Genomic DNA, 14,670 nt, shown 5'->3' on the forward strand with positions numbered 1-14,670 from the left:
CCTCTTGATAACATGACAGAAATTCAAGACAGCCCGCTTCTCACGAAGTACGAGGGCCCTCGAAGGAGTACCCGATCAAACCTCCCATCCCCGAACCCTGTTCGAACCCTGCCCGCACCAGGCGCCGGATAGGCGCTGGCATCGGCCTGTCCGCCATGGCGGTCGTGGCCTCGCTCCAAGTCCCCTCGGTCGCGGCCGCCGAAGACCCGCCCGCGGTGGACTGCGACCAGAAGGCCGCCGACGGATTCGCCGAGTCGACATTTGAAGCGGCCGCCACCGTCGCGGCGGCATGCGACACCGACGTGGAAATCACCGGAGACCGAACCGGTTACAGCGCAGTGTCCGTCACCCCGGACGGTTTCATCCACATGGAGCAAGCGGCCGAGGCGGCCTACCCTTCCAGGCTCGGCTACCACTACGACCCCACGTTGGAGCGCTTCGACGGCATACTCAGAGCCACGATGCCCAACGACTACATGGACCCCGAGTTCTCCGACGGCGGGACGAACCGCATCGTAGACATGTCTTGGCGCTTCTTCGCCGAGTGGGGCACCGAGCTTCCGAAGCCCACCGTCGACGGCAGCTCCGCGACGTACAGCGGCATCGCTCCCGGCCTGGACCTGACAGTCGACCTGGACGCCGCCTCGTTCAGCATGGTCTTCCAAGCGGAGACCAGAGAGGCAGCCGCGGCGCTGAACGACGGACTCCGAATCCGTCCCGACGGAGGGAAGAGCGCCGAGGTATCCGGGACGTCGGCGATCGACATCAAGCTGCCGGACTCCGATACCCCGTTGGTGTCCTCCACTCCCTTCACCGCCTGGGAGGCGGAAGGCGCCGGAACACCGGCCCTGCCCGTTACCGTTGCCGGAACGGAGGACGGATCGCTCGCGCTCTCGCTGGACGATTCGTTCCTGGACGACCCCGGCACGGAGTACCCCCTGTCCGTCTCGGCCGATTGGTACGACTACGAACGGGGCCCGAACTACTGGGGATCGGTCTCGTCGGCCGTCCCCGACTCCGCTCTGCTGAAGGGAGAGAGCGGTCGGGCCGCGCCCCACTACGCCGGAAATCCGGGGGCGGGCGATGCCGGAGCCGGACACTACTGCGACACAGTGGCCTCCGCCGACTGCACGCAGCTGGCGGCCCAGGCCGAGACCTATTGGGACTTCTCCCTGGATGACCTGCTGGATCGCAGCCATCCCAGCGGAGACTGGCAGAAGTTCAGTGTCGACGAGGCTACCTTCACCATCGACCAGACCCATTCCGCGTCCTGCGAGAACGGTGACGCCGTACTGCGGCGTTCCGCCGAGTTCGACTCGGGGGCGACCTGGAACTCCAAACCCGCGCTCCTGGAGGGGGAGTCGCGTATCTCGTCCGCCGACCATGGCGAGAACTGCGGAGGCACGGCCGCCGTCGGTTTCGATGTCGCGGCCTTCGTAACCGACGCTCAAACCGCCGGCGACGAGTCCGTCTCCTTCGCCATGACCGCTCCGGACGGCGAACCGTCCTCCTGGAACCAGTTCGACGGCGGTTCCGCCCGGCTCAGCGTCTACTACCGGCTCACCGACGCCTATTTCAGCACCGCTACCGGATCGTATTGCGCGCACTCGCCGGAGAGCGCCTCCTGGCATCGGTCGTTCCAGGTGGAGTTCCAGTTCTTCAGCGAGCAGACTTGGCCCCTGCCGCCGCAGGACGCCGGCCTGACGTGGAACGCGATCCTCTACGACTCGGAGTCCGGGGAAGCCGTTCACACGACCGAGCCGCTTCCGGTGGCCGTCGGCGAATACGAGTCGAACAAGACGTCTCCGCCGGACTCCTTTACCCCGCCGGACGGGAAGTACTTCTGGGAGATCGCGGTGACCTCCCCTCTCGCCGAGAACGAGCCCTGGATTTCCGATCCCTGCTATGTCAATCTGGACGACACGGCCCCGGTGATCGAATCCGTCACCGTTGACGATCCCCACCCGAGCCTGGGCGACACGGTCACGGTGACGGTGAAGGCCTCTGACGCCGCCGGAGGCAACGAAAGCCTGGAATCCATCCATTACGGCGTGAACGCCGGCGACGGCGACCACGAATCGGGGCGGATCTTCTTCGAGGGCGGGGACACCGTGAGCTTCCCGGTGGCCTTCGACGACCACGCTCGGCGAGCGATATGGATCGACGTGATGGACAAGGCGGAGAACACCACCTACCGCGAACTGCCCGTCATGCGGGCCGAGCAGCCCCAGTGGGACTTCGACGAGGACCACACCCCCGACCTGTACGCGTCCAAGGACTCTGACGGAACGCTCTACCTCTACAAGGGCAACGGCAGTGGCGGGTTCCAACCGCGAGAGCATGTCGGCAGCGGCTGGAACTCCATGAACGCGTTCATCACGGCCGGTGACTTCGACGAGGACGGGCACAGCGACGTCCTCGGGCGCCGAGAGTCGGACGGAGCGCTCTTCCTCTACAAGGGCAACGGGGACGGCACGTTCAAGGACCGCCTGCAGATCGGCAGCGGCTGGAACGCCATGGAGTTCATCGTCTCCGCGGGAGACTTCGACGGCGACGGCCACATGGACGTCGTCGCGTCCCGGAAGTCCAACGGGTACCTCTACCTGTACTCGGGCAACGGCACCGGCGCCTTCCGATCGACCGTCAAGATCGGCTCCGGTTGGGGTTCGATGAACGCGCTGGTCTCCCCCGGGGACTTCGACCACGACGGCCATTACGACCTGATCGCTCGACGCGCGTCGGACGGAAAGGTGTTCTTCTACCGCGGACACGGCGACGGCACCTTCGACGACCGGGTCGAGATCGCCAGCGGCTGGAACGGTTACGGCCAGATCGCGTCCATCGGCGACTTCGACCGCGACGGCGAGCTCGACCTGCTGGCCGTCAGCGAGTCCGAGGGACGCCTGTACCTCTACAGGGGCAACGGCGGCGGAACGCTGTCCGGCGTTCCCAAGGCCTACGGCACGGGTTGGAACGCCATGAACCTGCCCGAATAGAGGCTCATTGCCGAATACGGCCCTGGTGAGGCGGCATACCCGCGCCTCACCAGGGCTTTCACTGTATTAAGGACCGGATCGGGAGAATCTGCCCCATGATGGATTCGTGTCGCACTGGCTCGGAGAACACGTGATCGCGACGGGGAGGCTCCCGCTCTTCTGCTTCCTCGTCGCCTTCCTGGCCACATTCGGCTTCATCCGGCTCTCCGTCCGCATGATCCGCGCCGGGGTCAAGTGGTGGCCGGGCAATGTCACGCCCGGCGGCCTGCACATCCACCACGTCGTCTTCGGAGTCGTCCTGATGCTCATCGGCGGAGTGTCGGCCCTGCTGGCCTACCGGTCGATGCCGGGCCTTGTGGTGGCGGCGGTCCTCTTCGGGATCGGGTCCGCCCTCGTACTCGACGAGTTCGCCCTGATCCTGCATCTGAAAGACGTGTACTGGGAGGAAGAGGGGCGGACGTCCATCGACGCCGTCTTCGCCGCCGTCGCCATAGCGATCCTGCTGTTGATGGGACTCAATCCGATAGGAATCGAGGAGTACATGGAGCTGCGGAGGGACGGTGAGCTGGGGTCGGTGTGGTTCGGCGTGCTGGCCTTCACGCTCGTCAACCTCGGTTTCGCCCTCGTCACGCTGTTGAAGGGCAAGATCTGGACGGGTCTGGTCGGTCTGTTCGTCCCGGTGCTGATCTATATCGGCGCCCTGCGGCTGGCGCGCCCGGGGTCACCGTGGGCACGCTGGTTCTATCGGCCGTATCACCATTTCGGAATTCTAAGGCTGAAGCGGGCCGAGCGGCGCGAGGAGAGGATCCGGCGACCGCTGATCCGAGCCAAGATCGCCGTGCAGGAGTTCATAGGCGGTAAGCCTATGAACAGGAGGGACGGCATAGGCGGTAAGCCTATGAACAGGAGAGACAGCATAAGCGGTGAGCCGACGACCGGAGAAGGGGACGCCGATGAAGAACCCGCGAGGGGAAGGAAGTGAACCCGGCGGTCACTCGCCGGCGAACTCCTTGCGGAGCTTCTCCTTGGCCTCGCGGCGCTCCTTGATGCGGCCGTCGATAGAGGTGATCATGGCCTCCCGCAGCTTCTTGAGCAGGACCATGGACAGGATCATAGACACGACGACACTCAGCGTGAGCGCCAGGAACAGGTTGTCGATGAACAGCAGCGCGGGGATCACGCACGCGACGAACAGCCCCAGGCGAGCTCCCAGATAGGCCAGAGTCGGGTTCACGGCGTGCCTCCTTAGACGGCGTCGCGGAGCACTAGTTACCGCGACTTACTGCGTTGATGCCAAAGTACCAAATGACCGCGTAGCCGAGCGCGGCCACGGCCGAGCCAGTGGCGCCGATGATGAGCGGCCACCAGGTGTCCGGGAGAACGAAGGTGACGGCGATCCCGCCGGCCACTCCGATCAGCAGGCTGAGACCGGCGACACCGATACGCCCGGGCGTGCCGCGGTAGCGCTTGAACTCTTCGGTGAAGGTGAACATGCACAGCAGGGCGGCGGCCCAGCCAGAGACGACCCCGATCGTACCGTCGGACACGAGGCTGAACAGGACGTCGACGACCGCGAGGATCAGGAAGCCCATGACGAACATCGCGAGGACCGTGCCCAGGAGTTTGGGCAGGGTGTCGGGCACGGGCTTCTCGGCGGGCTCGGCGCGCTTGTCGTTCATCCCTCGAAACTAGCAGTACCGCGGCTCACAGGAAGTACCGGCAGCGCGTTCGCCGAGGGCCGCAAGCCGAACGGGTCGCACCCGTGCCGAGAACGGCCCGGGCCCTGCCCCGCCCGTCCGTCGGCGGAGGGGGCGTGGCCGGGGAGCGGTCAGGTCTGGACGCCGCGGGTTAGGTCTTCGCCCGGTGGAAAGGTCGGGCAGTGACCGCCGAGGAACCGCGCCAGTCCGGGTGAGGTCCTCGCCCGGTGAAATGGTCGCGTGCCGGGGAGCCTTCCCCGGCACTTCGGCCGCTATCCGAAGACGGTGCCCGGCTCGGCGCGGCGCTCGGCCTGCGAGACGGGACCCTCGTACTCGCGGATCGTCTCGTAGCGGGTGTTCCGCTCGACCGGTCGGAACCCGGCGTCGCGGATCAGGTCGAGCAGGTTGTCGCGCCCCATCTTGTCCGGCGTGCCGTAGTTGTCGGCGTCGTGGGTGATCTTGTACTCCACGACGGATCCGTCCAGGTCGTCGGCGCCGAAGTTCAGCGACAGGCTGGCCACGTCGAGGCCGTGCATGACCCAGAAGCACTTGACGTGGTCGAAGTTGTCGAGCATGAGGCGGGAGACGGCGAAGGTCTTGAGCGACTCGGTCGAGGAGGCCATGGTGGTGCGCTCCTGGATCCGGTTGCGGACTTTCCCGTCCTGGGAGTCGTGGAAGTCGTGCTGGTAGCGCAGCGGGATGAAGACGGCGAAGCCGCCGGTCTCGTCCTGCAGCTCGCGCAGGCGCATGACGTGGTCGACGCGGTGGCGGCGCTCCTCGATGTGGCCGTAGAGCATGGTCGCCGGCGTCCGCAGGCCCTTCTGGTGGGCGAGCCGGTGGATGCGCGACCAGTCCTCCCAGTGGCAGTCGTGGTCGACGATGTGCTGGCGGACCTCCCAGTCGAAGATCTCGGCGCCGCCGCCGGTCAGCGACTCCAGGCCCGACTCGATCAGCTCGTCGAGGATCTCGTCGGCGGAGAGCCCGGAGATCTTCTCGAACCACTGGATCTCGGTGGCGGTGAACGCCTTCAGGTTGACCTCGGGGAGGGTCTGCTTGAGCTCCTTGAGGACGCGGGGGTAGTACCGCCACGGCAGGGTCGGGTGGAGTCCGTTGACGATGTGCAGTTCGGTCGGGGCGTCCGACTTGATCTGCTCGGCGAGTTCGACGGCCTGCTCGATGCGCATCGTGTAGGCGTCCTTCTCCCCGGGCTTGCGCTGGAAGGAGCAGTAGGCGCAGGAGGCGGAGCACACGTTGGTGAGGTTGAGGTGGCGGTTGACGTTGAAGAACGTGCGGTCGCCGTTCTTGTCGGTCCGCACCTGGTGGGCCAAGCGGCCCAGCCACGCCAGGTCGTCGGTCTCGTAGAGTTTGACTCCGTCGTCGTAGGTGAGGCGTTCACCGGCGGCGACCTTCTCTTCGATCTGCTTCTTGAAGCGCTGTGCGTCGTCCATCGGCTCCAGTCCCTGTGCTCATTGCGTAACGCTGGCGGTCCTCCCCAGCCTAACGCCGGGAACGCGCCCGACCGCTCCGACCGCCTCTCCTGTGACCGGAAATCGATGCTCCCGGGTATTCCCTCGACAGCCCCGTTGCGATAGGCTGTGACGTGGATCGGCGCCCCGACGCTCGCCACCCCGAGCCAGCCGTTCCCCCGATCGGACGAACCTCCCGAACCACTAGGAACCCCATATGCGAATCCCACGCGGACTGGCCCGATGGATGATCGCCTCCGGCACGGCGGGCGTGCTGGCCTGCACGGCCCTGCCCGTCCAGGCGAACCCCGGTGAGGCCGTCCCGGACTCGGGCGAGCGCCCGGCGGGTTCCGCGGCGGCCGACCCCAATCGCGTGGAGTCGGAGACGAAGGGGCCCTTCGCGGAGAAGATCGACGCGCTGAAGTCCGAGACCGCCCGGCTGTCCGGTCTGCTCGAGTCGGCGAAGATCGAGGTCGGCGGGCGCACCGAGAAGCTCACCACCGCGCTCCTGGCCGCCCGCGACGCGCGGGACGCCGTGGACGGAGCGAAGGCGGACGTCGAGGACGCCGCCGGGGCGGCCCTCGTGGAGGCCGACAAGGACGGCGAGATCGACTGGGACCTGACCCCGGAGGAGCTCACCGCCGGCGCGTCCCCTATCGAACGGGCCGTCGCGGGACTGAACGGCGCCGAGGCCGACCTGGCCCTCGCCGAGGCCGTCGCCGACGCGGCGGAGCTGTCGCTGGAGCGGTCGAAGGACCGCTTGGCGGGCCTGGAGGACGACTTCGACGAGAAGGAGAAGGAGCTCGAGGAGTTCGTCGAGAAGAACGAGGAGGAGATCGAGAAGCTCGAGCGCGAGCGCGAGAAAGAGGCGCGCGAGCACCTCGACGGGATCTCCACCGAGGTCGACGGAACCTATGCCGACCCGCGTGCCGTGGAGGCCGCGGAGTGGGCGCTGAAGCAGCTCGGCAAGCCCTACCGCTGGGGCGCGACCGGCACCGCGGAGTTCGACTGTTCCTCGCTGGTGCAGGAGGCTTATAAGACCGTCGGGTACAACCTGCCGCGTGTGGCCCACGACCAGTACTATCACACGCGACTCAAGTCGGTGCCGGTGGAGAGGCTGCTGCCGGGCGACCTCCTCTACTGGAGCGACGACTCCGGCGACTGGCGTTCGATCACCCACACGGCCATGTACATCGGGGACGGGAAGGTCGTCCAGGCTCCGCAGCCGGGAGACGTCGTCAAGATCAGCAGCGTCTGGTTCGAGAACTTCCACGGCGCGACGCGGGTCTTCGACGCGAAGGAGGACCCGGACGCCGGCGACGACGGAGACGACGACGGCAAACCCTCGGACAAGCCTTCCGACAAGCCGTCCGAAGAGCCCACCGACGGCCCCAGCGAGTCGCCCACCGGTTCCCCGAGCCCGTCGCCCACCGACGGCGGTTCGGAGTCCCCCAGCCCTTCCCCGACCGGCGGCGAGTCGGAAACACCGAGCGAGTCGCCCAGCCCCTCCCCGTCGGAGAGCCCGAGCCCCTCCCCCTCCCCGACCGACGAGCCCGCCTCCCCTTCGGAGTCGCCGAGTCCGTCCGAGGAGGGCGTCACGCCGACGACCACCCGATCGGCGTCGCGCGAATCGGAGCCGAGCGGCGGAGAATAGCCGACGGCGCCATGCGGGGGTGGTGCGAACCTGGTGATGCGTTCATGGCAGGCTAGACATACACTTTTGAACCAGAGGGTTTTTCGATTGCCCGCACGGTATACCGCGCATGCTCGCCGGTGCCCGGGGTTCCGTGTCATACCCGACCTTGTGCGATATTCGACCGCAGGAGGTCCGGAGGGCCGCCTCAGTTGACAGGAGTATCGGTGGACGACAACACGTGCAGCTCATGCGGTCGAGGTCTGCGCCCGGGCGATCAGCGCTGTCCGCAGTGCGGAGTACCTCTTCCACCCCCTCTCGGCGGTTTCCGATCCCCCTCACACGGTCCTGTGGGAGGCCCGCCCGGCGGCCCCGCGGGCGGCGGGTTCCACCAGCACGCCAGCGGATCGGCGTCCGTCCCCCCGGCGCCCCAGCATCCGCACCAGGCGATGCAGTCGGCCCCTCCTCCGCCGTACCAGCAGCCGCATCCCCAGCAGCCGCATTACCCGGCGGGGCCTCAGCAGCAGTACTCCCAGCCTCCGCAAGCGCCGCACCACCAGCAGTTCCACGGGCAGGCCGCTCCGCAGCCCCCTCAGGCGCAGCAGTACTCTCAACCTCCTCAGCAGCAGTACCAGCAGTACTCGCAACCGCCGCAGCAGTATCCCCGGCAGCAACAGCAGCCGGACCGGGGCAGCGCCTCCGTGCCGCCTCCTCCGCCGTCTGCCCCGCCGGCCCAGCAGCCGAATCCGTATTCGCAGCCCGCGCCGCACTATTCCCAGCCGCCGCAGGGCCCGCAGCACTCGCAGCCACCGCAGTACTCCCAACCACCGCAGTACTCGCAGCCTCCCCGGTACTCGCAGCCGCCGCACCAGCCCCAGGCGGCGCCGTACCCGCAACCGGGCGCTCAAACGGGCCAGTACTCGCAAGGCCCGCAATCGGGCCACCCCGCTCCGGCTCCGCACTACGGACAACAGCCTCAGCAGCCTCAGCAGCAGTACGGCCAACCGCCGGAGGCCCAGCAGGCCCCGCAGGCGCACCGCCCCGACGAGCCGCTGAACTCGCTGCCGCCACGGGTCTCCGATCCACGCTCGATCGGGCGGACCCCGTCCGAACAGCCGGCCGGGGACTACTCGCAGGCGGCGTTCGAGAAGACCGGTGCCTCGCCGGTAGTGCCGCAGCAGCCCGCACGGCAGCCGCAAGCACAGCCTGAGCAGTCTGAACAGCCGACGGGGCCGGCCGAACCTTCCCAGCCGACGATGGCGGCCGGCGGGTTCCAGCTGCCGTCCGCCGGTTCCACGACCCTGTCGGGTTCGGACCTGTTCAAGCCGCACATCGTTCCGGAGAACACCGTCGCCAGTTCGGCGGCCGGCTATGCGCCGCCTTCGGAGGGCGAGGTCAAGCCGCCCTCCCCGACCTCCATCTTCGCGGTGCCGTCGAAACCGGACACCGCTGAGGCCTCAGAAGAGGCCGAGTCGGCTCCGCCGGCCCGGGCCGAGGAGCCGTCGAAGGAGGAAGCGGTGGGCGAGGCGCCCACGTCGGAAGCGCCTGAACCCGCCGCTGCGGTACCGCCTGAGCCGGTGACGCCGACCGCCGAAGATCCGGTCGCGGAAGTCCCGGCGGACGCGACACCGCCAGAGGCAGAGCCGGAAGCATCCGTTCAGCCGGCGTCCGAACCGGAGGCTGTCGAAGCGCCGCGGGATACGCCTGAGCCGGAGACGGGGGAAGCGGCTCGACCTGCGCCGGAATCACAGGCGCCGCCCGTTCCGGGGCAGGAGAACCCGGTTGAGGACCCCGCCCTTGTGGAAGACCGGGCCGAAGACGGGCCCGCCCGGGAAGCGGAGGCTTCGCAGGCGCCGGCGCCCTCAGTGAAGATGCCGGTCGCGACCGAGGCAGACGTGCGGGAGGAGTCCGGCGACTTCTTCGACGGATCCGACCTGGAGGACTCTGGAGACGGAGAGCTCGACGCGGGTTCGATGGCCATGCTCGAAAGCCTGGGCAGCGATGTCGAAGGCGAATCCCTGCCCGAGGTGGGCGCGGAGGCGGACACCGGTCCCGAAACCGACCGAGACAATGCGACCGAGCCCGAAGTCTCCGACGAGCCGGAGGCCGGAGAAGCGACCGAAATCGGCACCGAGACGGACGCGACGGCAGACGCGGACGCGGAGCCGGACGTACCAGCGAACCCGTATGCGACGCCCGAGGCAGGGACCGAACCGAAGGCGAAAGCCGAAACCGATCCGGTGCCGTCTCCCGACCCGGAGGCTCAGCCGACGGCGAGCGCCGAGCCTGGAACCGAGCCGAACGAAGGATCCCAGGCGCCGGCGGAGGCGGAACCAGGAACCGAACAGGAAACGGCGCCGTCGGTAGCGGCGGAGGCAACTCCGACGACCGAGCAGGACGCGCCGGGACATCCGGAGCCGGAGACCCGGTCAGAGACGACGCCGACCGGTGAAGTCGCCGTCGACTCCGTGACGGAATCGGCAACGGCACAGCCAGCGGTCGAGCCTTCGACGGCATCGTCTTCGCAGCCCGAACCCCAGCCGGTACCGGACCCGGAGCCCGGCTCCGCGCCGGAACAGCGGGCGGGCACCGAGGCCGCTCCCGCCGACGCCTCTCGCCACTCCGAGCCCGAGACGGCGGCCGAAACCGATACCGGCCCCCAGTCCGAGCCCGAAGCCGAGTCCAAGCCTGGCCCCGCGCCCGAAGCCGAGGCCACTGCCGAGCCGGGCCCCGCACCCGAAACCGATCCTGCGCCAGAGCCTTCTCCCGAGTCCGAGTCCTCGCCCGAACCTCGTCCCGAGCCCGGCGAAAGCCCGGAGGCAGAGTCCTCGTCCGAGGAGAAATCCGAGGTCGCGTCGGGGTCTCCAGACGAGCCCCGGGAAGAGCCCGAGGTCGCGGGGGAGTCTTCAGACGAGCCCCGGGAAGAGCCCGAGGTCGCGGGGGAGTCTTCAGACGAGCCCCGGGAAGAGGCCGAGGCCCGGCCCGCCCCTGAGCCGCGTCCCGAACCCGCGCCCACTCCGGACCCGGACAAGACCGTCCCGCTCCCCGCCCTGCAGCTCGACATCCCCCTGCCCACCTCTATGACGCCGCCTCGCAAACCGCAGGATTGAGCACCGGGAAACTTCGTTATTACCCCGAATCAGGGAAAAGCGGACACCATTTTCCGAGTTTTTCTCCCCCTCCCCTCCCTCCGCTCCATGCTGGATAGTGTCCGATCACTGTCTGAACCAGAGGAGCGACCATGGCCGAGCGGCGCGTCAGAGTCACCACCGAAGTGGGGATCCAGGCCCGGCCGGCCACCGCCTTCGTCGACACCGCGGCCGAGTCCGGCTCCGAGGTGTTCCTGGCCAAGGGCGATGGCGAACCGGTCGAGGCCAAGTCCATCCTGCAGGTCCTCCTGCTCGATGTGCGCAATGGCGACGAGGTGGTCATCTCCGGCGATGACGAGGCGGTCCTGGACCGTCTCGCCGACCTCGTGACCGGCGGCGACGACAAGGGGGAAGGCACGGGAGGGGAGTCTTGACCCGCGGCGGCGTCGCCCCGTCCGCGTCGACGCCGTGCCGACCAACCGGTGAAACCCGTCCGTCCCATATAACGGACGGCCGGCGTCCGCGTGTGAAGACCGGTCCCGTTCGGTGAGATCTCCGACGTCACCTCCCTGGAGTCTTCCGTCGGCCCACCGTATGGGGCTACGGTCGACAGGTGGATCAAAGCAGACGCCCGCGCGTGGGGCACATCGAGTTCCTGAACTGCCTGCCCATTTACTGGGGACTCGCCCGCACCGGCACCATCGTGGAGATGGACCTCCACCGCGACACCCCCGACAGGCTCAATGAGCGGCTCGTCTCCGGGGACCTCGACGTCGGCCCCATCAGCCTCGTCGAGTACCTCCGCCACGCCGACGAGCTGCGGCTCATCCCCGACATCGCGGTGGCGGCCGACGGCGGCGTCCTCTCGGTCAACCTGGTCACGAAGGAACCCGTCGACCGGCTGCCCGAGAAACCGCGGATCGCGCTGACCTCGACTTCGCGCACCGGCGTCGCGCTCGCCCAGCTCCTGCTGGAGCAGCGCCACGGCTATAAGCCCTCCTACGAGCGGGTCCGCCCGCTGTCCGACGCCGAGAGGGCCGCCGCCTCGCGTCCCGCGCTGGACCTGTCCGCGTCGCTGGCCGAGGCCGACGGGGCCGTCGTGATCGGCGACGAGGCGCTGCGGGTGTACCACTCCCCCGGCGACCTGCACGTCACCGACCTGGCGCTGGCCTGGAAGGAGTGGACCGGGCACGCCATGGTCTTCGCCGTCTGGGCCGCCCGGGCCGACTACTACGAGGCCAACCCGGGGAACGTCGCCCGCCTGCACAGCGCCTTCAAGGAGTCGATCGCGGTCAGCCGCAAGGAGATCGAGACGGTCGCCGAGACCGCCGCCCGGTGGGAGCCGTTCGACGCACGGGCCCTGGCCGAGTACTACGACCACCTGCAGTTCTCGCTCAGCCCGGCCCACCTGCGCGGGCTCCTGGAATTCTCCGCTCGCGCGGAGGGTTATACCGGAGTGGCGCCTTTGACGTCACCGCTCTTCATCGGCGGGACCAGCGGTGAAGGCCTCAACCCCGGCGCCGGGGAATCCGGCGGCACGGGTTCCGGCTCCGGAGGCGCGCACGCCGTGGATCCGAGCAGAACAGACTCCGGGACCGCGGGCTCCGCGGCCTCCCGCGCCCCTGTCCCTGTCGTCGAGCAAGACCGGCCGGAGAACCGGCCGGAGGGAGAGACCCCATGACCGTCGTCGTCAAGAAGACCAAGCGCCAGCGCCCTTCGTGGCACAAGCTCAGCGTGTCCGGGATCCGCCACCTCACCGAGGACTCGGTGGAACTGAGCCTCTCGGTCCCCGAGGAGCTGCGGCCCGCCTTCGACTTCACGCCCGGGCAGCACCTGACGTTCCAGCGGCTGGCCCCCGACGGCACGGAGATCCGCCGCTCCTACTCCATCGCCTCGACGCCGGCCGAGCTGCGGGAGTCGGGCACGCTGCGCATGGGCATCAAGTCGATCCCGACCGGGTCGTTCTCCAACTTCGCCAACCGGATGCTGACCGAGGGCGAGACCCTCGAGGCCATGCCGCCGATGGGGCACTTCACCACCGACATCGAACCGGGGCGCCACTACGCCTCGATCGTGGCCGGCTCCGGCATCACCCCGATCATCTCGATCGCGACCGCCGCTTTGGACGCCGGCGCGACCGTCACCCTCCTGTACTCCAATCGCAGCGCCGACACCGTCATGTTCGACGAGGAGCTCCGGGCCCTGGAGGAGCGCCACGGCGACCGCCTGCGCCTGCACCACATCCGCACCCGGGAGCGGGGCGACTCGCCTGTGCTGACCGGGCGCCTGACGCCCGAGCGGCTGCGTGAGATCTTCGCCTCGGGGCTGATCGAGGCCGACGCCGTCGACGAGTGGTTCCTGTGCGGCCCCTACGAGATGGTGCTCGGGGTCAAGGAGGTCCTGGAGGAGACCCGCGCGTCAGAGATCCACACCGAGCTGTACTACGTCGATTAACGGCGCTACCCTCGACACCATGGCCGAATTCGACGACATTCTCGCCCGCGCCGCCGACGGCGGGAGAATCGAGGCCGAGGATGCCCTCCGCCTCTACACCGACGCGCCCTTCCACGCTCTGGCGGAGGCCGCCAACGCCGCGCGCGAGCGCGTGATCGGCGACGATATCGTCACCTACATCATCGATCGCAACATCAACTACACGAACGTGTGCACCACGGCGTGCAAGTTCTGCGCCTTCTACCGCGCCCCCAAGCACGACGAGGGCTGGACTCACGACAACGCCGAGGTCCTGCGCCGCTGCGGCGAGGCCGTGGACCTCGGGGCCACGCAGGTGATGTTGCAGGGCGGGCACCACCCGGAGTTCGGCGTCGAGTACTACGAGGAGCTGTTCTCCGCCGTCAAGGAGCAGTACCCGGACCTGGTGATCCACTCGATCGGCCCCAGCGAGATCGACCACATGTCGCGGGTGAGCGGCGTGGAGGTCGACGAGGCGATCAAGCGGATCAAGGCCGCCGGCCTGGACTCGATCGCGGGCGCCGGCGCCGAGATGCTGCCCGAGCGGCCGCGCAAGGCCATCGCCCCGTTGAAGGAGCCTGGCGGGCGGTGGCTGGAGATCATGGAGGCGGCGCACGTCCAGGGCCTGGAGTCGACGGCGACCATGATGATGGGCACCGGCGAGACCAACGCCGAGCGCATCGAGCATCTGCGGATGATCCGCGACGTGCAGGACCGCACGGGCGGTTTCCGGTCGTTCATCCCGTGGACCTACCAGCCGGAGAACAACCACCTGAAGGGCCGCACCCAGGCGACGGCGCTGGAGTACCTCCGCCTGCTCGCCGTGGCGCGGCTGTTCTTCCACAATGTGACGCACCTGCAGTCGTCGTGGCTGACCGTCGGCAAGGCCGCCGGGCAGCTGTCGATGCACCTCGGCGTGGACGACCTCGGTTCGATCATGTTGGAGGAGAACGTCATCTCCTCGGCCGGGGCGCGGAACCAGTCGAAGCTCGGCGAGCTGATCGACCTGATCCGTTCCGGCGACCGCGTTCCGGCGCAGCGGAACACGGTGTACGAGCGCATGTCCGTGCACTGGACGCCCGAGGACGACCCGTCCGACGACCGGGTGCGGAGCCACTTCTCGACGATCGTGGCCGATCTGCAGCAGAAGGCCTGACAGTCTTTCCGAATGCCCCGCACGGTGCGACCGTGCGGGGCATTCGCGCGTCTCGGGCCGTTTCGGCCGTCGGCCGGTCGGGGCGTGGCGGGATCGCGTCGGCATGCCGGGGCGAAGCCGGGGGGGAGGAGGCGATCCGCGGCCGCTGGGAGACGAGCGGA

Annotated in this window: 10 protein-coding genes and 1 pseudogene; 8 read left to right on the forward strand and 3 right to left on the reverse strand. The window is 68.4% G+C overall.

Features of this window, described 5'->3' with window-relative positions:
* Positions 1–164 precede the first annotated feature (164 nt).
* Positions 165–2,996 (forward strand): FG-GAP repeat domain-containing protein, encoded by a 2,832-nt coding sequence (locus ACFTE1_RS17635; protein ID WP_380624015.1) that lies wholly within the window; start codon positions 165–167, stop codon positions 2,994–2,996.
* Positions 2,997–3,102: 106 nt separating this feature from the next.
* The gene (locus ACFTE1_RS17640; protein ID WP_380624012.1) at positions 3,103–3,978 is read left to right on the forward strand and encodes a hypothetical protein; all 876 of its coding nucleotides are present in this window, start codon (positions 3,103–3,105) and stop codon (positions 3,976–3,978) included.
* A gap of 9 nt (positions 3,979–3,987) precedes the next feature.
* Here ACFTE1_RS17640 and ACFTE1_RS17645 read toward each other — a convergent pair whose 3' ends face one another.
* The 3 genes from ACFTE1_RS17645 to mqnE form a co-directional block, all read right to left on the reverse strand.
* Positions 3,988–4,230, reverse strand: coding sequence for a DUF4229 domain-containing protein (locus ACFTE1_RS17645; protein ID WP_380624010.1), 243 nt, complete (start codon positions 4,228–4,230; stop codon positions 3,988–3,990).
* Between the two features lie 31 nt (positions 4,231–4,261).
* A complete protein-coding gene (locus ACFTE1_RS17650) occupies positions 4,262–4,675 on the reverse strand; it encodes a hypothetical protein (protein ID WP_380624008.1) in 414 nt (137 codons plus the stop codon).
* A gap of 290 nt (positions 4,676–4,965) precedes the next feature.
* Entirely contained in the window at positions 4,966–6,141 is a 1,176-nt protein-coding gene (mqnE, locus tag ACFTE1_RS17655; RefSeq protein WP_380624006.1) for an aminofutalosine synthase MqnE, read from the reverse strand.
* A gap of 235 nt (positions 6,142–6,376) precedes the next feature.
* On the opposite strand from mqnE, the gene ACFTE1_RS17660 reads away from it, so the two are divergent.
* The 6 genes and pseudogenes from ACFTE1_RS17660 (at position 6,377) to mqnC (ending at position 14,509) form a co-directional block, all read left to right on the forward strand.
* Complete coding sequence (locus ACFTE1_RS17660) at positions 6,377–7,813, forward strand: C40 family peptidase (protein WP_380624003.1); 1,437 nt, start codon at positions 6,377–6,379, stop codon at positions 7,811–7,813.
* A gap of 329 nt (positions 7,814–8,142) precedes the next feature.
* Positions 8,143–10,902, forward strand: coding sequence for a hypothetical protein (locus ACFTE1_RS17665; RefSeq protein WP_380624001.1), 2,760 nt, complete (start codon positions 8,143–8,145; stop codon positions 10,900–10,902).
* A gap of 131 nt (positions 10,903–11,033) precedes the next feature.
* Entirely contained in the window at positions 11,034–11,315 is a 282-nt protein-coding gene (locus tag ACFTE1_RS17670) for an HPr family phosphocarrier protein (protein ID WP_380623998.1), read from the forward strand.
* 179 nt (positions 11,316–11,494) lie between these two features.
* A pseudogene (locus ACFTE1_RS17675) lies at positions 11,495–12,349 on the forward strand (menaquinone biosynthetic enzyme MqnA/MqnD family protein); the annotation flags it as partial.
* Positions 12,350–12,558: 209 nt separating this feature from the next.
* Positions 12,559–13,335 carry an FAD-binding oxidoreductase gene (locus ACFTE1_RS17680; protein ID WP_380623995.1) on the forward strand — a complete coding sequence of 259 codons (777 nt, stop codon included), beginning with the start codon at positions 12,559–12,561 and terminating at the stop codon, positions 13,333–13,335.
* 19 nt (positions 13,336–13,354) lie between these two features.
* Positions 13,355–14,509 (forward strand): cyclic dehypoxanthinyl futalosine synthase, encoded by a 1,155-nt coding sequence (gene mqnC, locus ACFTE1_RS17685; RefSeq protein ID WP_380623993.1) that lies wholly within the window; start codon positions 13,355–13,357, stop codon positions 14,507–14,509.
* Positions 14,510–14,670: the final 161 nt, after the last annotated feature.

This window comes from Salininema proteolyticum (genome assembly GCF_042685645.1).
Taxonomy (GTDB): domain Bacteria; phylum Actinomycetota; class Actinomycetes; order Mycobacteriales; family Micromonosporaceae; genus Salininema; species Salininema proteolyticum.